This window comes from uncultured Altererythrobacter sp., assembly GCF_913057185.1.
Taxonomy (GTDB): domain Bacteria; phylum Pseudomonadota; class Alphaproteobacteria; order Sphingomonadales; family Sphingomonadaceae; genus Erythrobacter; species Erythrobacter rubellus.
Window position 1 is genome coordinate 1,395,603 of sequence record NZ_CAJXNK010000001.1, and the last position, 18,408, is coordinate 1,414,010.

General features: G+C 59.1%; 18 protein-coding genes. 9 read left to right on the forward strand and 9 right to left on the reverse strand.

Annotated elements, in window-relative coordinates; genetic code table 11:
• The first annotated feature begins 65 nt into the window (after window positions 1-65).
• Window positions 66-1,103 carry a dihydroorotase gene (pyrC, locus tag QZ487_RS07100; RefSeq protein WP_296023932.1) on the forward strand — a complete coding sequence of 346 codons (1,038 nt, stop codon included), beginning with the start codon at window positions 66-68 and terminating at the stop codon, window positions 1,101-1,103.
• On the opposite strand, the gene rarD is transcribed toward pyrC, so the two are convergent.
• Window positions 1,100-2,020 (reverse strand): EamA family transporter RarD, encoded by a 921-nt coding sequence (gene rarD, locus QZ487_RS07105; protein WP_296023933.1) that lies wholly within the window; start codon window positions 2,018-2,020, stop codon window positions 1,100-1,102. The genes pyrC and rarD overlap by 4 nt on opposite strands.
• A gap of 202 nt (window positions 2,021-2,222) precedes the next feature.
• On the opposite strand from rarD, the gene QZ487_RS07110 reads away from it, so the two are divergent.
• Window positions 2,223-2,690, forward strand: coding sequence for a glycine zipper 2TM domain-containing protein (locus QZ487_RS07110; RefSeq protein WP_296023935.1), 468 nt, complete (start codon window positions 2,223-2,225; stop codon window positions 2,688-2,690).
• 124 nt (window positions 2,691-2,814) lie between these two features.
• On the opposite strand, the gene astD is transcribed toward QZ487_RS07110, so the two are convergent.
• Together astD and QZ487_RS07120 are read right to left on the reverse strand one after the other, a co-directional pair.
• The gene (gene astD / locus QZ487_RS07115; protein WP_296023936.1) at window positions 2,815-4,230 is read right to left on the reverse strand and encodes a succinylglutamate-semialdehyde dehydrogenase; all 1,416 of its coding nucleotides are present in this window, start codon (window positions 4,228-4,230) and stop codon (window positions 2,815-2,817) included.
• A 99-nt stretch (window positions 4,231-4,329) separates the two neighbouring features.
• Complete coding sequence (locus QZ487_RS07120; protein ID WP_296023937.1) at window positions 4,330-5,745, reverse strand: protein adenylyltransferase SelO family protein; 1,416 nt, start codon at window positions 5,743-5,745, stop codon at window positions 4,330-4,332.
• A 104-nt stretch (window positions 5,746-5,849) separates the two neighbouring features.
• Between QZ487_RS07120 and QZ487_RS07125 the strand changes: the two genes are divergently transcribed.
• The 4 genes from QZ487_RS07125 (at window position 5,850) to QZ487_RS07140 (ending at window position 10,042) form a co-directional block, all read left to right on the forward strand.
• Entirely contained in the window at window positions 5,850-6,710 is an 861-nt protein-coding gene (locus QZ487_RS07125) for an alpha/beta hydrolase (RefSeq protein ID WP_296023938.1), read from the forward strand.
• A gap of 10 nt (window positions 6,711-6,720) precedes the next feature.
• Window positions 6,721-7,776 carry a hypothetical protein gene (locus QZ487_RS07130; protein WP_296023939.1) on the forward strand — a complete coding sequence of 352 codons (1,056 nt, stop codon included), beginning with the start codon at window positions 6,721-6,723 and terminating at the stop codon, window positions 7,774-7,776.
• Window positions 7,777-7,904: 128 nt separating this feature from the next.
• A complete protein-coding gene (locus QZ487_RS07135; RefSeq protein WP_296023940.1) occupies window positions 7,905-8,675 on the forward strand; it encodes a tetratricopeptide repeat protein in 771 nt (256 codons plus the stop codon).
• A gap of 35 nt (window positions 8,676-8,710) precedes the next feature.
• Window positions 8,711-10,042, forward strand: coding sequence for a PQQ-binding-like beta-propeller repeat protein (locus tag QZ487_RS07140; protein WP_285974969.1), 1,332 nt, complete (start codon window positions 8,711-8,713; stop codon window positions 10,040-10,042).
• 15 nt (window positions 10,043-10,057) lie between these two features.
• On the opposite strand, the gene QZ487_RS07145 is transcribed toward QZ487_RS07140, so the two are convergent.
• Genes QZ487_RS07145 through QZ487_RS07155 form a run of 3 tightly spaced genes read right to left on the reverse strand, consistent with a single transcriptional unit; the run spans window position 10,058 to window position 12,538 of the window.
• Window positions 10,058-10,366: a putative quinol monooxygenase gene (locus QZ487_RS07145; RefSeq protein WP_296023941.1), complete on the reverse strand. Its 309-nt coding sequence runs from the start codon at window positions 10,364-10,366 to the stop codon at window positions 10,058-10,060.
• Between the two features lie 12 nt (window positions 10,367-10,378).
• Window positions 10,379-11,749 carry a glutamate--cysteine ligase gene (locus QZ487_RS07150; RefSeq protein WP_296023943.1) on the reverse strand — a complete coding sequence of 457 codons (1,371 nt, stop codon included), beginning with the start codon at window positions 11,747-11,749 and terminating at the stop codon, window positions 10,379-10,381.
• Between the two features lie 39 nt (window positions 11,750-11,788).
• Entirely contained in the window at window positions 11,789-12,538 is a 750-nt protein-coding gene (locus tag QZ487_RS07155) for a 16S rRNA (uracil(1498)-N(3))-methyltransferase (RefSeq protein WP_296023944.1), read from the reverse strand.
• A gap of 38 nt (window positions 12,539-12,576) precedes the next feature.
• Here QZ487_RS07155 and ubiA point away from each other — a divergent pair, with 38 nt between their 5' ends.
• Together ubiA and QZ487_RS07165 are read left to right on the forward strand one after the other, a co-directional pair.
• A complete protein-coding gene (gene ubiA / locus QZ487_RS07160; RefSeq protein ID WP_296023945.1) occupies window positions 12,577-13,485 on the forward strand; it encodes a 4-hydroxybenzoate octaprenyltransferase in 909 nt (302 codons plus the stop codon).
• Between the two features lie 6 nt (window positions 13,486-13,491).
• The gene (locus tag QZ487_RS07165; RefSeq protein WP_296023952.1) at window positions 13,492-14,118 is read left to right on the forward strand and encodes an SOS response-associated peptidase; all 627 of its coding nucleotides are present in this window, start codon (window positions 13,492-13,494) and stop codon (window positions 14,116-14,118) included.
• A 46-nt stretch (window positions 14,119-14,164) separates the two neighbouring features.
• Here the strand turns inward: QZ487_RS07165 and QZ487_RS07170 are convergent, their stop codons facing one another.
• On the reverse strand, window positions 14,165-14,548 hold the full coding sequence (locus QZ487_RS07170; RefSeq protein ID WP_285974975.1) for a VOC family protein: 384 nt from the start codon (window positions 14,546-14,548) through the stop codon (window positions 14,165-14,167).
• Window positions 14,549-14,674: 126 nt separating this feature from the next.
• On the opposite strand from QZ487_RS07170, the gene soxR reads away from it, so the two are divergent.
• Window positions 14,675-15,127: a redox-sensitive transcriptional activator SoxR gene (gene soxR, locus QZ487_RS07175; protein WP_296023954.1), complete on the forward strand. Its 453-nt coding sequence runs from the start codon at window positions 14,675-14,677 to the stop codon at window positions 15,125-15,127.
• On the opposite strand, the gene QZ487_RS07180 is transcribed toward soxR, so the two are convergent.
• Complete coding sequence (locus QZ487_RS07180; RefSeq protein WP_296023955.1) at window positions 15,124-15,651, reverse strand: histidine phosphatase family protein; 528 nt, start codon at window positions 15,649-15,651, stop codon at window positions 15,124-15,126. The genes soxR and QZ487_RS07180 overlap by 4 nt on opposite strands.
• 1 nt (window position 15,652) lies before the next feature.
• Window positions 15,653-18,286, reverse strand: coding sequence for an ATP-dependent DNA helicase (locus tag QZ487_RS07185; protein WP_296023956.1), 2,634 nt, complete (start codon window positions 18,284-18,286; stop codon window positions 15,653-15,655).
• Window positions 18,287-18,408: the final 122 nt, after the last annotated feature.

Below are 18,408 nucleotides of genomic sequence, written 5' to 3' on the forward strand. Positions count from 1 at the left end.
GGCTCACTTAGGGATGAAGATAGCGGCTGGAAAGATACCGCGCACAGCATTAGAGGCTGCAGTCGATGACTGACACGCTGACGATCCGCCGCCCCGATGACTGGCACCTGCATTTCCGCGATGGCGATATGATGCGTGATGTCGTGCCCTATACTGCGCGCCAGTTTGCGCGCGCGATCGTGATGCCGAATCTCACGCCGCCTGTGACGACCGCTGAACTGGGCGCGGCCTATCGTGAGCGGATTATGTCCGCTGTGCCGGACGGAGTAACTTTCACACCGTTGATGACGTGTTACCTCACCGACAATACCAATCCTGATGACCTGGCACGCGGGCACGCAGAAGGGGTGTTCACGGCGGCCAAGCTTTACCCGGCCGGCGCAACCACCAATTCGGACAATGGCGTGACGGACGTGCGCAAGCTCGATCCCGTGCTTGCCCGGATGGAAGCCCATGGCATTGTCCTGTGCGTGCATGGCGAAGTGACCGATCACGATATCGACGTTTTCGATCGCGAAGCGGAATTCATCGAGCGGCATTTGCGCCGGATCACGAGCGAGTTTCCCAAGTTGAAGATAGTGTTCGAGCACATCACCACCAGCGATGCAGTGAACTTTGTGCTTGATTGCGGCCCCAATGTAGGCGCCACGATTACGCCGCAGCATTTGCACATCAACCGCAATGCCATGCTGGTGGGCGGGATTCAGCCACATAATTACTGTCTGCCGGTGGCCAAGCGTGAAACACACCGGCTGGCGCTGCGCAAAGCGGCAACCAGCGGGAATGCGAAGTTCTTCCTTGGCACCGATAGCGCCCCGCACGAACGCCATACCAAGGAATCTGCCTGTGGCTGTGCGGGCATTTTCAATGCACCGTTTGCGCTGGAAAGTTATCTTCAGGTGTTTGAAGAGGAAGGCGCACTCGACAAATTCGAAGCCTTTGCCTCGCTCAATGGACCGGCGTTTTACGGCCTGCCAGCGAATGAAGATACCATAACGCTGGAACGCGTGGACGTGTCCGTTCCTGATGAATTGAAGGCGGGTGGCAGCGTGATCGTGCCGTTTCACGCCGGACAAAGGCTTGGCTGGCGGATTGTCGATTAAGCAGGTTTGGCTTTGCGGCCGCGCTGGACAAGGTCCCACACAAAGATTGCGATTGCGGTCCAGATAAAGGCAAAGCTCGCCAGCTGTGCCGGCAGCAGGGGACGGTCGAATACCGTCAGCCCCAGGATGAACACGATTGATGGCGCCAGAAACTGGATGAAGCCGAGCGTGGAATAATCCATCCGCTTTGCCGCCACCGCGAACATCAACAACGGAACTGCGGTAAATACGCCGCCCAGCACAATCGCAAGGCTCAGATAAATGTCTTGCCCGAATGATGATCCACCCGGTCCAGCGGCATACCACATGGCAATTCCGGCAGATAGGGGCAGTAACAGGGCGCTTTCGATTGTCAGCCCCGGCAGCGACCCCACGGCAACCTGTTTGCGCAGCAAGCCATAGGTGCCAAAGCTCAGGGCCAGCGTTAAGCTGATCCAAAGGGTAGTGAGCGCACCTGCCAGCAAGACTGCAACGCCGGCGCCGGCCAGCGCCACTGCGATCCATTGTCGCCTGGAGAGCTTTTCTCCCAACAGCATCGTTCCCAACAGCACATTAACCAGCGGGTTGATGTAATATCCAAGGCTCGCTGCAAAGATTTCTCCGGTCTGGACCGCCCACACATAGACGAACCAATTAGTGGCAATCAGGATAGAGCTGGCAAGCAATATCAACATGGCGCGCCGGTTAAACAGCGCGGCCTTCAGCTCCGGAATCTGTTTGCGAAACAATACAATCAGCAAACAGAAGGGCAGGGTCCAGATTATCCGCCATCCAACGAATTCGATTGGCGGCACGCTTTGAACCAAAATAAGATACAGCGGCAAGAAGCCCCAGATCAGATAGGCGCCCAGCGCCGCAGGAAGGCCCGATGGCTTGCTGCCAGCCTGACTGTCTGCTTGAGGTACTGGAGTGCGCACCAGCGGCCCCTAGGCCTGCCGTGCCACACCTGCAAGCAACGATTTATCCGATGATTTCGCACGGCCTGTCGCTGTTTTCCAATTCTGACACCTCTGTTGCAAATTGTTCAGGTTAAGAGACCTAAACCTGAACACATCGAATCGCGGTGTTTTCATCAGCCCCCGCAACAGCAAGCACTCGATGAGAGCAGGAGTTGGAAGAATGACTGTTAAGACTGGAAAGAAATTCACCCCTATCGCCGCGGACGGAATGGCGTTTGCTGTCTCGGCACCAACGCAAGCGGCTGATGTTCCTTCTGCTGCCCCACTCGCGTCATCGCAATACGCCCATGTCGAAGTGCTGGGTGAGACGACGGCCGAGCATAAGCGCAAGCGCCACCCGCATCATGCGCGCGGCCATGCCTATGGCCATCGCAATCACTACGATGATCGCGGCTATTATGGCGAGCTTGTCTATCGCGATACGCGCATCTGGCGTGGCCGTGACGGCAGTTACTACTGCCGCAAGGAAAATGGCACGACAGGACTGCTGATCGGTGCCGGCGTTGGCGCACTGGCTGTCAACGAGCTGGCGGGCCGCGGTGACCGGACTTTTGGGACGTTGCTTGGTGCGGTAGGCGGCGCGTTGCTTGGCCGTGAAATCGATCGCAGCAATTCGCGTTGTCGCTAATTCGATGACGTAATCATAAGCTTGGGCCGCTTCCACCAAGTGGCTCCGGCGCGGCAACCACCATGCCGCGGAAAACGCTCTCTCGCTTCGGCATGGGGGCGTTTTCTATATTTGTAACAACGAGTTATTTCTCGATCAGACCAACGCTGATGGTTGCACGCGGTTGCTTCATTTCAGTGCTAGCAACCGGATATGCGCAATAATCTGCTGCGTAATAGGCAGCGGGGCGGTGATTACCCGACAGGCCGATTCCGCCAAAGGGAGCAGCCGATGAAGCGCCATTGGTCGGGCGGTTCCAGTTGATGATGCCAGCCCGGACGTTTGCCCAGAAACGGTCATAATCTTGCGGCCTACCGCCGACCAGCGAAGCAGACAGGCCAAAGCGCGTGTTGTTCGCCTCTGCAATGGCCGCATCGAAATCCTTCACCCGGATAACTTGCAAAATCGGACCGAACAGTTCGACATCGGGCCGATCTTCGATCTCTGTTGTGTCGATAATGCTTGGCGTCAGGAACGGCTTGGTTTCGTCCGGACGACGCAAATGCTGGATAGGTTTTCCGCCCAGGCCAATCAGATGGACATAGCTTTGCATCAGCTTGTCAGCGGTGTCATTGTCGATCACCGGGCCGAAATAAGGCGACGGCTCAGCGAAAGGCTCATCGACAATCAGCCGTTTGGTCAGCTTGAGCAGATCTTCCATCAGCGGCTCGTACATGCTTTCCAGCACGACCAGGCGCCGCGCGGCCGTGCAGCGTTGGCCGGCGGTTGTAAACGCGGATTGTGCAATCAGAACGGCTGCGTCCTCGAGCAGCGGCGTATCGATTGCCACAATCGGATTATTCCCGCCCATTTCCAGCGCAACTATCTTGCCGGGATTTGTCGCGAGGGTCCGGTTGATCGCGATCCCGGCTTGCACAGACCCGGTGAACAGCACGCCGTCGACGCCAGGGTGGCTGACCATGGCTTTGCCTTCTTCGACCCCACCGATCACGATTTGGATGGCATCTTCGGGAATACCGGCTTGGTGGAAGCAATCGACCAGAAATACGCCCACAGCGGGGGTTTGCTCGCTTGGCTTGAACACGATCGTGTTGCCCGCGATCAAAGCTGGCACAATATGTCCGTTCGGCAGGTGCGCCGGGAAATTGTAGGGGCCGAGAACAACCATCACCCCGTGCGGCTTGTGGCGCACGGCAGCGGTGCCCTGAAGTGCGCTATCGAGCTTTTTCTTGCCCGTCCGCTCAGCATAGGCGTTGACGGAGATTTCGACCTTGTTGATCACCGCATCGACTTCTGTCCGGGCTTCCCACAAGGGCTTGCCCGTTTCGCGCGCGATCAGTTCGGCAAACTCGTCGGCACGCTTGCGCACCTGATTGGCAAACCGGCGTACCAGCTCGATACGTTTGGTTAGCGATTGGCCAGCCCATGCAGGCCAGGCGCCGCGCGCGGCGGCAACCGCTGCGTCAACGTCAGTCGCTTCGCCGCGCCACAGTTCTTCACCAGTGGCCGGCTCATAGGAAATGAATGTGTTGTCGCTCACGTTGTAGCCCGCGGCCTCCCTCCTTCAATCCGGTTAGTCGGGACAGGCAAAAATGGGAAAGGGATATTGCGCAAGATCACAAGCTTTTACGAGTTCTGCTCAGGCCCGAACATGACCAGCTGGCACCGGTGCGGCGCCGTGGGCATCGCCCATCCTGCGGATTGCCTCGACCTTGTCACGCAGTGGTTGCCAGTCATCGCGTGCATCAATGGCCGACCAGATGGCTTCAACCTCGTCGATCAGCATCGATTGCGGCTGATCATCGCTCCAATAATCATGGCTATCGTCGACGGGCTCATATGGCTCTAGAATGTCCGCCAGCTCGCCTGACGCGCCGCGCCCACCACGATGCGCGTGGAAGAAAGCGTCCGGCTGCTTGCCGGTTTCCCGCAGCGCCTTTTCGCAGGCAGCGACAAGGGCGCCATCCTCTTCTGCGCCGCGCCGATTGATGCCCAAACGCCAGCACCAGCGCCGCGCGACCGCGTCCATATAGAGCGGCCCGAACCGGTTCATTGCAGCAATCAGCGGCTCCGCATCGCTCAGCAGCCGCAATGCGACCGCGAGTTGCCCGCAATTCCAATGCAGCGCCTCTGGCTGGCGGCCGAAGGCATAGAGCCCCTGCTGGTCGAAATAGGCGGCGGTGAAGCCGGGATCCCACTTGGGCAGCCAGCGCCATGGGCCATAGTCGAAGCTTTCGCCCGAAATATTCATATTGTCGGTGTTGAGGACGCCGTGGACAAAGCCCGCGACCATCCAGCTGGCGGCAAGATCTGCGAGCCGCTCGACCACATTGTGAAGCAGTCGCACAGATGGTTCATCGCGGCCCGGCGTGTCCTCGGGTGGAGGCGGACCGGGAAAATGCTTCAGGCAATAGGCAACCAGCGCTTCCATATGATCGCGCTCTTCATACGCCAAGAGACGCTGAAATGAGCCGATCCGGATGTGACCATGGCTCAGCCGCACCATCACAGCCGAGCGGGTCGGCGAGGGCTCATCATTGCGCATCAGCTCTTCACCGGTCTCGATGATCGAGAAAGTTTTGGATGTGTCTACGCCCAGCGCTTCGAGCATTTCGGTTGCCAGGATCTCGCGCACGCCGCCCTTCAGGGTCAGCCGTCCGTCTCCAGCTCGGCTAAAGGGGGTCTGGCCGGAACCCTTGGTTCCCAGATCGAGCAACCGGCCCCCATTTTCCTTGGTACCATCGCGCAATTGCGCAAACAGGAACCCGCGCCCATCGCCGATCTCTGGATTGTACACACGGAACTGATGCCCGTGATAGGCGAGCGCCAAAGGCTGTGGCAGATTGTCTGGCAGTGGTTCAAACCGGCCGAAATGCTGCGCCCATTGATCGTCGCTCAACCCTGCCAAGCCGACGGCATTGGCCCAGCGATCATTGCGAAAGCGCACGAGTGTTTCGGGAAAGTTTGCCGCTTCAACAGGCGATCCGAGCCAATCGAGGGTATCTGTGAGCGCAACATCGGGCGTATAGGGCGAGGCATTCGGGGCGCTGGGCATACACCCTTAGTGGGGTCTAGTGCCGGGGACTGCAAGCTAGGCGCGCTGCGGGCATACGTATCATCTCTTGATTTCCGCCGCGATTTCGCCAAGGCATCCGTCCCATGAGCGCATCCTACAAAGACGAATACTGGACCAGCCCGGACGGGCTGAAACTCTATTACTGCGATTACGCGGGGCCGAACGACAAGCCACCGGTGCTTTGCTTGCATGGCCTGACCCGTAATTCGCGGGATTTCGCACCGCTTGCAGAGACGCTGGCAGGTGACTGGCGCGTGATCGTGCCGGAAATGCGCGGGCGCGGAAACAGCGAGTATGCGAAAGACACCAGCACCTACACCCCACCGACCTATATCAAGGATGTCGAGGCTCTGCTGGCCGAGCTTGGCATCGAGAAGTTTGTAGCCATCGGCACTTCGATGGGCGGGCTTATGACGATGCTGATGGCGGCCAAGGATGCCTCGCGCATTGTCGCCGCCGTGCTCAACGATATCGGGCCGGAAATCGATCCCACGGGCCTCGCGCATATTGCTGGCTATGTCGGGCAAGGGCGCAGTTTTGACACATGGATGCACGCTGCAAACTCACTGCGCGAAACGCATGGCGCAAGCTTTCCTGATTACTTGATTGATACCTGGCTTGAGATGGCAAAGCGCACCATGGTGCTGGGCCAGAATGGGCGTCTCGTACTCGACTATGATATGGGGATCGCTGATCCCTTTAAATCCGCCAATGATGCGCCCCAGCCTGATTTGTGGCCAGCATTCAAGGCTTTGAGCGATACACCGACACTGTTGGTTCGCGGCGAGTTGTCCAATCTTTTGACCGAGCAGACTCAATCGCGAATGGCGCGGGTGCATGGTAATCTACGCACTGTCACTGTGCCACGGGTCGGCCATGCACCGATGCTTGATGAGCCTGAATCGCTTGCAGCGATCCAGGCACTGCTCGCGGATATAGTCTAGGCGACCAACTGTGGCCGCCGACAATCTCCGAATTCTGCATTGCTTGCGCGATGGGGCCTTGATCGCGGAGGTCGCAGCAGGATTCGGTGCGTTTGGCTTTGAAGCCGCGCACACTATCGCGCTTGCCAGTCCCGATGTGAGCTATGACAAATCGGTTCTCCGCGCGAATAATCTGACTGTGGCCCGGGACTTTCCCGTTTTTGGGGGCAGCGCGGGGCCGGGCAAGCTGATCGCGATTGGCAATGCTCTGGCGAGTTATGATCTTGTCGTCACCTATGGCTGGGATGCGATCAATGTCGCGATGGCGCATAAGGTTTTCGGGCAACATCTGAAGCTTCCGCCACTGGTGCATCACGAGCAAGGTTCCGCCGGCTTTCTTGGCAAAGAGAAGGGCTTCAAACGCAAGCTTCTGCGGCGAATAGCGTTAAGTTCAGCACATTCGCTGGTCACGGGTGCTCCCGCGATCGGCGATTTCGCGCGAAGGCATTGGAGCGTTGCAGCGCCCCGGATCGCGCATATTCAACCGGGCATCGATCTGAAGCGCTTCCGGCCAAGCGCAAAGCCTGACGCACTGCCCGGCCTGGTCAAGCGTTCGGCCGAACATTGGATCGGCGCGAATCTGTCGGTCGATACAGCTGCATCCGCAAGCAAGCTCGTGCAATCCTTGCAGGATCTGCCACGCGATTGGCATCTGGTCCTCACAACAGAGCAAACATCAACAGAAGAGATCCGAAGCTTGGCCGAAGGTCTGGAAGTTAGCCACCGTGTCCATGTGCTGGATCGTTTGGCCGATGAAGCAAAGGCGATGGCGCTGTTTGACATCTATGTCGAGCTTGCCGGTCCCTTCGAGGCAGCGCCCAGAACCCTGCAAGCCATGGCCGCGGCGACCGCGGTTATCCGGCGCGGGAAGGCTGACCTGACTTCTGCACTTGATGATCTGATCGAAGATAAGGCGGCCCGCAGGGCATTGGCTGCAAGCAATCGCCAGCAAGCATTGGCACAATTTGACAAGGCGGTATCTGCCAGGGCGCTTGGGTCGCTCTATCAAGCGGCAATTGCCGGATAATCCGGCGCAATACGCTTAACCTAGCGTTCAACTCGTCGGGGACACATGTAAAGCGCCATTGCGGTTGGCGCTTCGCCCCACTAGAAGCCCGCCCCAAGACGTTAATCAGTTTGAGGAAGAGCCAGATTGTGGCGCTAGTACCCGGAAAAAAGAAAAACCCCGAAGAAGAGAAAGCGGCTCAGGACGATGTCCTGATGCGCGAGATCGACGATGCTGTGCGTGAAGACCAGTATCGGGAGTTCGGCGAAAAGTACGGCAAGCCGCTGATTGCGGCGGTGGTTCTCGGGCTGGCTGGTTTCGGTGGCTATCTGTATTGGGATGGCCAGCGCGAAGCCGATATGGAAGCTGATAGCGAAGCGTTGACAGCTGTTCTCGATCAAGCCGAAGCAGGAAATTTTGACAGCGCCAACTCAAGCGCAGCGGCGCTTGCCGGCCAAAGCGAAGGCGCGGCGAAAGCTGCGGCGATGCTGACGCAAGCAGGTATCGCGATGGATCAAGAACGGGTTTCGGACGCAGTCGCGCTATATGCGCAAGTTGCAGCCGATGAAAGTGCCCCACCAGTCTTGCGCGATCTGGCATTGATCCGTGAAATGGCAGCCAGCTTCGATACGCGTGATCCGGCAGAAGTGGTCGCGAAGCTCACCCCACTGGCGGTGCCGGGCAATCCCTGGTTCGGCAGTGCAGGCGAACTGGTTGCAATGGCGCATGCAGAACAGGGTAACAGCGAGCAGGCCGGGACTTTGTTTGGCGAGATCGCTCGCAATGAAGATGTGCCTGAAACACTTCGTGCGCGTGCGCGGCAAATGGCGGGTCTGATGGGGGTTGATGCCATCGAGGACGCAGATGAATTCATGGCCGAGCGGGAGCTGCCAAACGGTGGCGCTGCTGCGGCGCAGTAAATCGAATACAATTTCGACCGGGATCGAACACACTTATGACACGCAAAATTACACGTTCAGCACTCGCAGTCGCACTGATTGGCACGGTCTTGTCGGGCTGCGCGGGTGACGGCGGCAGCAAGCGCACAACACCGACAGTCGGTGAACGCGTGCCGGTGCTGACGCGGATCGAAAGCGGGGCAAAGGTCGATCCAAGCCTGGCCGCCGTTGATGTCGTTTTGCCAGCTGCGCAAACCAATGCCGATTGGGCGCAGGTCAGCAACACGGCCAGCAAAGCTTATGGCCATTTGAGCCTGGCCGAGAACCCTACCCGCATCTGGACCTCAACCATCGCCGGTTCATCCAATCGCGTTCGCCTTGCCGCTGCACCTGTCGTCGGTGGTGGCAAGCTGATCGCGGTTGATACATCCGGCGTGGTGCATGCCATGGATGCCGCCACAGGTGCATCGGTCTGGATGCACCGGATGGACATCCCGAGCGAGTTGTCGGGCTCTGCCTTCGGAGGCGGCGCCAGCATCGAAGGAGACCGCGTTTTCGCTACCAATGGCGTTGGCGAAGTGATCGTCCTTGACGCCAATACCGGGGCGGAAATCTGGAAAGTGCAACCGGCAGGTCCCCTGCGCGGATCACCAACGGTTGCCTTTGGTCAGATCTTCGTGATGACGCAGGACAACCAGATTTTCGCGCTTAACGCGAGCGATGGCGAGCAGATTTGGCAAGAGTCGGGCTCCGCCACACAGGCGGGCGTGTTTGGCGTGGCTGCACCGGCTGCAGGCCAAGGTTCGGTGATTGCTGGTTATTCGTCAGGTGAACTCAGCGCCTATCGTTATGAGAACGGCCGCGTGCTGTGGGCGGATGCCCTGGCACGGACATCGATCTCTACCGAAGTGGGCGCGATCAGCGATATCGATGCCGATCCGATCATTTCCGACGGCCGCGTATACGCCTTGGGGCAGGGCGGCCGGATGGCGGCTTACGAATTGCTCACAGGTCAGCGCATCTGGGAATTGAGCCTTGCGGGTATCTCTACCCCTGCGATTGCAGGCGAATGGATCTTTACGCTGACCGATGATGCGCGATTGCTGGCAATTGCGCGTTCTAGCGGGCGTGTGCGTTGGATGACCCAGCTGCAACAGTATCGTAAAGAGAAGAACCGCACTGGTCCGATATTCTGGACTGGTCCGGTACTTGCGGGCGGCAATCTGTGGGTCGCAAGCTCGGAAGGGCTGCTGTACAAAGTGAGTACTGGCGAGGGGTCAGCGCAGCAATATGCGGATTTGAAACAGCCGATTACCGTGCCGCCTATCGTAGCCGGAAATACGCTTTATATTCTGGATGACAGCGGGCGGATTTCCGCGTTCCGCTGATCGATTGAAGCCCGCTTAAAGCGGGTTGCCTTCGTCAGTGTTATAGATGCGCAGATCGCGCCCGACTGGCGGGTTTGCGGCCATAACCTTCTGGAATTCGGCCATATGCGCGCTCTTGCCATGCGCAGCGAGCGCTTCCTGGCTTTCCCAGCGTTCGTAGATAATGATGCTGTCCGGATCGGATAGATCCTGCGCGAAAATGTAGGTCAGGCAGCCGTCTTCCGCGCGGCTGGCCGCTACCATTGTCTTGATCGCTTCTACAGTGTCGGGATTGTTCGCGATGGTCCCCGGGGCCAACTTGATAGTGCCATTGATCTGGATCATGCGTAATCTCCCTTAGAAGCTGTATTTATACACCCGGCTGACATCACCGTTCCACTCGCCATGATACATGTCGAGCAGTCGCTGCGCGGGCACTTTGCCGCTTTCGACAATCTCGTCGAGGGTTTCGAGGAAACCTGTTTCATTGTCGCCGGAGCTGTTGAGGCGCGCGCGGGCGCTGAGGCCCTGTCGCGAGATCTTCATCACGTCACGTGCGAGATCTTGCAAACGGCCGCCGCCGGGTATCTCTGCATCCAGCGCTAATCGGGGCACGTCATTTCGCAACTTCTCGCGCTCTTCCATGGTCCAGTCTTTGACCAGGTCCCACGCTGCATCAAGCGCGGCATCGTCATACAGCAAGCCGACCCAGAACGCGGGCAGGGCACAAATGCGGCTCCACGGCCCACCGTCCGCGCCACGCATCTCAAGGAAGCTTTTTAGGCGCACTTCAGGAAATGCGGTTGAAAGGTGATCCCACCAGTCAGATTGCGTAGGCTTTTCGCCGGGCAGAACCGAGAGGTTGCCATCGAGAAAATCGCGGAAACTCAGGCCTGCCGCATCGATATACTTGCCGTCGCGGTAGACAAAATACATTGGCACATCGAGCATGTAATCGACCCAGCGTTCATAGCCGAAACCATCCTCGAAAACGAACGGGAGCATGCCGGTGCGGTGTGGGTCCGTGTCAGACCAGATATGACTGCGATAGCTCAGGAAGCCGTTGGGCTTTCCTTCGGTGAATGGCGAGTTGGCGAACAAAGCGGTCGCCAGAGGTTGCAACGCGAGGCCGGTGCGGAACTTCTTCGCCATGTCGGCTTCGGATGAATAGTCGAGGTTCACCTGGATCGTGCAAGTGCGCAGCATCATGTCGAGGCCCAGATTGCCCACCTTGGGCATGTGTCGCATCATGATCTCGTAGCGGCCCTTGGGCATGATCGGCAGCTCTTCGCGCGTCTTGTCCGGCCACATGCCAAGGCCGAGGAAGCCCGCGCCGCATTTTTCGCCGATTTCCTTGACCTGAGCCAGGTGACGGCCGGTTTCCGCGCAAGTCTGATGCAGGTTTTCAAGCGGCGCACCCGACAATTCAAGCTGCCCGGCGGGCTCGAGGCTGACAGTGCCGTCGCTGCCGCGCATAGCAATAATCTTGCCATTCTCTTCGACAGGCTCCCAACCAAATTCATGTAAATTCAGTAGGATATCACGGATACCGCAGGGTTCATCATAAGACACCGCAGAGAATTTCTTGCGACAATAGACCAGCTTCTCGTGCTCTGTTCCGATCCGCCATTGCTCGCGTGGCTTCTCGCCCTGTTGCATCGGTGCGACCAACTGGTCGCGCGATTCGATGATCGGGTCTTCCGCCCCTGATGCTTCACGCGTGCTCATGCCAGTTGCTCTAGAAAACTGATCGCCATTGGGGAAGCGCTAATTATTCCAGTCGCCCTTGTTTCCCATCCAAAGTGCAGTTGCGGCGATGGCCGCGGTTTCGCCTCTGAGTATTCGTGGGCCAAGAGAGATTGGTTTCGCCCGTGGGTGTGACCGCAGCATTTCGCGCTCCGCATCGTCGAAGCCGCCCTCAGGACCGATCAGCATTGCGGCGGGTCCGCTATTGGTGACAAAGGCCTCACCGGCAGGCTGCCCTCCCAGCTCATCTGCGAAGTAGAGTATGCGATCTTCGGGCCAATCGCGCAGCAGCGCCTCCAGTTTCACTGGCTCATGTATTTCTGGCAGTGCTGTTCGCGCGCATTGTTCGGCAGCTTCGGTTGTGATGGTGTTGGCGCGCTCCAGATTGAGCTTGTCCGCTACACACCGCCGCATGAGCACCGGATGGATTTCGGCGACACCCAACTCGGTAGCTTTCTCCAGCACCAGATCAAATCGGTCCTTCTTTAGAAGAGCTGGGCAGAGCCAGAAGTCTGGTACTTCTTCTCTAGCGCGAAGCTTCTCGACCACGGTCAAATCGACGCGCCGTTTGTCGACCTGCCCAACGCGCGTGGCCCATTCGCCAGTTATATTGTCGCACAGGATTACCGCATCGCCTTCTCGCATGCGCATGACCTTACCCAGATAATGGGCTTGTTGGCCTACAATCGCGAGAATACGCCCCGCAGCCAGTTCGTCGCTGACGAACAATCGCGGTGCGCTTCGTGGCGGCCAGGCGGGTTTAGCAGGCATGGCTTCCAACTAAGCGTGGCTGACGCTAGTGAGCAAGCATGAACGATCACATCGTCCCCGATAGCGAGCATCGTGGCCTCATCGCGCGGCTGCCGCCATTGCCGCGTGATCTGGCACAATTGGCGCGGTTTGACCGACCGATAGGATGGTGGCTGCTTTTCTGGCCCTGCGTATTCGGGGTATGGCTGGCCGGGGCAGGATGGCAGTTAAGTTTGCTTGGCTGGCTGCTGCTGGGCGCCATTGCGATGCGCGGGGCAGGCTGTGTCTATAATGACATCGTCGATGCAAAGCTGGACGCCAGCGTAGCGCGCACGGCGGCGCGCCCTGTTGCGAGCGGCCGTGTCAGTAAGCGATTGGCGTGGGGTTGGCTCATTACGCTGTGCCTTATCGGACTGGTGGTGCTGCTGCAATTGCGGCTTCTGGCGCAGCTGGTTGCGCTGGCCAGCCTTGTTTTGGTGGCAGCCTATCCCTTCATGAAGCGGATCACATGGTGGCCGCAGGCGTGGCTCGGGCTGGTATTCAACTGGGGCTTGCTGGTTGGGTGGACGCAACTGCGGTTTGATAACTGGGACGCGCTGGCGTGCCTTTATGCGGGCTGCATCTGCTGGGTGATCGGGTATGACACGATTTATGCGCTGCAAGACCGGGAAGATGACGCGCTGGTCGGCATTAAATCGTCTGCGTTGCGCATGGGAGAGGCTGTGAAGGGCGGCGTGACTGCGTTCTATCTTGGTGCGGTCGTGCTGTGGGGACTCGGCTTGTGGCTTTATCGGCCTGACTGGATTGCGCTGCTGACTTTGGTGCCGGTAGCGGGGCATTTGCTTTGGCAAGTGGCGACGCTCAATCCTGCAGATCCCGACAATCCGCTTGCACGGTTCCGTTCCAACCGTTGGGCCGGGGCATTGATGGCGCTGGCGTGCTTCATCGTCGGAAATGCAGGGGCCTGACGCACCGTGTGCAATCTCTACCGCATGACCAAGACGCAAGATGAAGTCGCCCAATGGTTTGATGCGATCGACGCGCTTGGTGGCGCGAATTCCAGCGGCGAAGTATTCCCCGGCTATCCGGGTATGGTAGTTGCCGGAGGGCAGCTCAAGCGCATGAATTGGGGCTTCCCGCTGGTGATGAAAGGCAAACAGGGCCAGCTATTGAAGCCCAAGCCGGTCAACAACACCCGCACTGACAAGCTCGACAGTTTCTTCTGGCGGCACAGTTTTGAAGAGCGGCGCTGTCTGATCCCCGTCACTGCATGGGCGGAGGCAGAAGGGCCAAAGGGTGGCAAAACACGCACCTGGCTATCACTGCCTGACAACGAGCTGTTCGCGTGCGCTGGGATATGGCGAACCTCGGACGAGTGGGGCGATTGCTATTCAATGGTGATGACCGATGCTGCGGTTGCGGCCGGCGAAGTCCACACCCGCATGCCGGTTATCCTGAGACGCGAAAATTACGCCGCATGGACCGAGGGATCGCCTGATGAAGCGCGCGATTTTTGCGTGCCTTGGAGCAATGAAATCAGCCTGGATCGGACCGACCAGCCGTGGGCAGGCGGTGTGGCCTCGCAGCGCACTTTGTTTTGACGGGCAGGGGGAGGACCGAACATCGGTTCGCGTAGGATCGGCTCATTCATTGTGCGCCCCCTGCATAGCTGACGACTTCGAATTCGATCCCGTCCCAATCGAAGAAGTAGAAGCGCTTACCGGGGTCATAGTCGTCATGCCCAAACGGTTTGAGGCCGGCCTCTGCGACGATGGCTTCGGCGCCATCCAAATCATCGACCGTGAAGGCGACGTGATTGAGTGGCGCTCCCTTGCTGTATTCGCCCGTGACATGATCACCGGTGTAGAGTGCCAGGTAATCGTGATCGTCACCCACGTGGATGGTCCAGCCATACTTCTGGCTATCGCCGCGCCAACGTTCTTTCCAGCCGAGAAGATCTTGGAGCAATGCTGCGCTGCGCTCCGGGTCGGTTACAGAGATATTGACGTGTTCGAGTTTCCCTTTGGGCATCAGATTATCCTTTCATCAGTGGTGCCGGGCAGAGCAAGAATTGCGTTCCCGAATCACCTCACTTGCCCATTGTGCAATCTCAACCTAAGTTGAGGTCAAGGGTGAAATGAATAAAAGGCTTACACGATGCATTCGCGGCCCAAATCGAGTGATCTGCTCCCCATTGGCGATCTGGCCCGGCGGACTGGGTTGTCAGTGTCCGCGATCCGCTTTTACGAAGGGAAAGGGCTGGTAGAGCCGATCCGTACGGCAGGAAATCAGCGGCGCTTTCTGCGCAGTGATATCCGGCGATTGAGTTTCATCCTGATTGCGCAGCAGCTGGGGCTGGCACTGTCAGAAATCGAAAGCGAGCTCGCCAAGCTGCCGCACGGGCGCACGCCCAAGGCGAGCGACTGGAATGCGATCAGCCAGTCAATTCGCGGGCAATTGGATGCAAAGATCACGCAGCTTGAACGTACGCGCGACAAGCTTGACGGCTGTATCGGCTGTGGATGCCTCAGCCTGTCGCACTGCCAGCTCTACAACAAGGATGATTACCTGGCTGCGCAAGGGCCGGGGCCGCGCCAGGTTTTGGCCTAGGTTTCCGGTCCCAATTCTGCGTCCAGATCGCGCGGGCGGGCAAAATGCACTAGCTTGCCGCAGCGCGGCTTCAGCTCCGACCAGTCATCAATATCGAGCTCGAGTACAGCGAAAGCAGCCGTTGGGAACTTGCGCGCAGCTTCGAAGAACAATTTGTTCTCATGCTCTTCCGAAACGAGCTCCAGCAGCACTTCCTGCATGCCCGGATTGTGGCCCGACACTAGCACAGATTTGCTGTCGCCGGCCAGATCGGCAACCGTTTCCAGAATTGTATCCGAACTCGCGATGTAGATCCGCTTGTCATACTGCACGTCTGCGTCGGGCATCGCGGCTTCCATGGTCAGCCGGTTGCGCTCGGCCGGGCTAGCGATCACCGTACCCCATTTAGTGCCGTGCGTGCGGATATGATCGCCCATCAACTTCGCACCGCGCCGACCACGATCGTTCAGGCCGCGATCGAAATCACGTTTGGCCATATCGTCCCAATCGGACTTGGCATGTCTGAATAGACCAAGGATCTTCACGTCAGGCGGGTTCCTCTCCAATGGGCATGTCAACGGCGTTGCCAATACTCGAAACACCAGCGGCGACCCGTTGTAAAGCCTCCTCCAGCGTCAATCTGATGACAGGAGTGCCCTCGGGGAAGGCGCTGAGCAGGCGACTTGGGAAAGCTGGCGATAGCACGATGAAATGCCCCGCATCCTCTTTGCTTCGGATCAGACGGCCGAATGCCTGCGCCAGCCGCGCGCGGATGATCTTGTCATCATAAGCGCTGCCGCCGCCGGCCAGGCGCCGCGCCTTATGCAGAATATCGGGGCGTGGCCACGGCACTTGCTCCATCACGACGCAGCGCAGCGAATGGCCGGGAACGTCAACTCCGTCACGCAAGGCATCTGTACCCAGCAGCGACGCGCGCGGATCGTCACGAAAGATATCCACCAATGTACCTGTATCGATCGGATCGACATGCTGCGCGTAAAGCGGCAGTCCGCCGCGCGCCAACCGGTCTGCAATGCGCCCGTGTACCGCGCGCATCCGGCGTATCGCTGTGAATAGGCCAAGCAAGCCGCCGTCCGATGCTTCGATCAGCCGCGCATAGGCACCCGCGAGTGAAGGCAGATCGCCTTTCTTGATATCGGTTACGATCAGCACTTCAGCGCGCGTGGCGTAGTCAAACGGGCTTTCAGCTGCGGTTGTCTTCGGTTCAAGCTTCAGGTGCGCCGCGCCCGATCGCTCGACCGCGCTTTGCCAGTCCGCGCCGGTTTCGCTGCGATCAGTCAAGGTCGCGCTGGTCAGCATAACGCCATGTGATGGCTCAAGCACGACCTTGGCAAAGGGTTTCATCGGATCAAGCCAATGCCGGTGGATTCCGATGTCAAATTCGCGCGCGTCGCTCCGGTCCACCGCCAGCCAATCGACAAATTCAGGGTCAGCTGGACCGCCCAATCGCTCCAACAGCGCCTCCCACGCCGCCAACGTGTCGATCCGCCAGCTAAGCGAGTAGCGCGCGCCATCAATCCGCGCGCGGCCTTGTGCATCTAGCCAATCGGGCGCGTCCTCCAACACAGCTTCCAGCCGCGTGGCGAGCTTGATCAGTGGAGCACGGATTGCCGCCAATGCTGCTTCGGCCTCGCCTGCCGCCTGGATCAGTTCACCAGGTAAAGATGCGGCTTCGGTTTCGATCCCGTAGCCCGCTTCCTGTCCGCCAGATTCGTCGCGCGCGTAAGTCGTCGCACGAACTGCGGCGAGAAGCGCCTCGACGGGCCCAGATGGTTCGTTCTCGTTAAGCCGCTGCAGCCAGCCATCGGACGGTAATGCCTCGGCCGCATGGACCGCAGCCTCGACCGCCTGCCCCCCTGCGTCATCATAGCTTGCGACGTCTGCCAGCCGCGCGGCCAGCCCGCGACGGCGGCCATGATTCTTGCGTTCCGGCCCGATGATCCAGCGACGCAGCTCGATCGCTTCCTGGCCCGTTAGTGCTGCAGCAAAGGTTGAATCGGCGGCGTCGAACACATGGTGCCCCTCGTCGAACACGATGCGGGTCGGGCGCTGCGCATGATCGCGACCGCGCGCCGCATTGACCATAACCAATGCGTGATTGGCGATAACCAGATCAGCCTGAGCAGAGCTGCGCGCGGCATGTTCGATAAAGCATTTCCGGTAATGCGGGCATCCGGCATAAACGCATTCGCCGCGCTGATCGGTCAGCGCTGCAATCCCGCGCTTGCGGAATAGAGTGCCGAGCCAGCCGGGCAGATCGCCGCCAATCATATCGCCGTCCTGCGAATAGGCGACCCATCGCGCAACCAGCTGAGCAAGAATGGCCGGTTTCCCCGCAAAGCCGCCTTGCAAGGCGTCTTCGAGATTGAGTAGACACAGGTAATTCTCGCGGCCTTTGCGTACGACCACAGGGCGCGACCCGTCCTGGCGCTCGGCGGGCCAGGCGCGGCGGCTTTCCTGGCGCAATTGGCGCTGCAAATTCTTGGTATAGGTGGAAACCCAAACGGTCCCGCCGGACGCGTCCGACCAGAGCGAGGCAGGCGCGAGATAGCCGAGCGTTTTGCCGATGCCTGTACCCGCTTGTGCCAGCATCAAATGCGGATTGTCGCGTTTGTCTCGCGGCGCAAACACTTGCGCGGCATACCGCGAATACATCTGCTGGCCTTCGCGTTTCTCTGCGCCTTCTCCGGTCAGTTGATCGAGCCGGGCAAGCACGGCCTCTGATGACAGCTCAATTTGTTTAGGGGCGGGGCGCTCGGGCGCTTCCTCCCATTCGGGCAGGCGAGAGAAAAGCCACTTCTCTGCGCGTTCAGGCCGCGCAATATGCGGCGCCAGGACCTGGGCCCATGGCCAGCGCAGCTTCACAAGGTTTTGCAGGGCGCTCCACGCACCTTCGCGTTCGGGCCAGTTCTCGCTCTCGCAAACCGCGATCAATGCGCCCGCCGCCTTTTGCAGGAACGCGGGCACGACGGAATCGGCTGCTGGCTCTTCCAGCCCCAGCGTCTCTGCCAGTCCGCGCGGCGTCGGCACGCAAAACCGGGCTGGGTGTACAAAAGCATAGAGTTCAAGCAGATCAAGCCCCGAAAGATCGGGGTAGCCGAGCCGGTTAGCGACAAGCGGCGCATTCAGTATCAACAGCGGCGTATCGGCCGCAGCCATTATTGCGTCGCCTTTGGAGACTCCCTCAGCCGCACAATTCGTGCGGGCAAGCCAAGTGCCTGAATGGCTGGCATGCAACGCGGGAAGGGCCAAAGGAGAAGAGGGAAGCGCTGAACTCACTC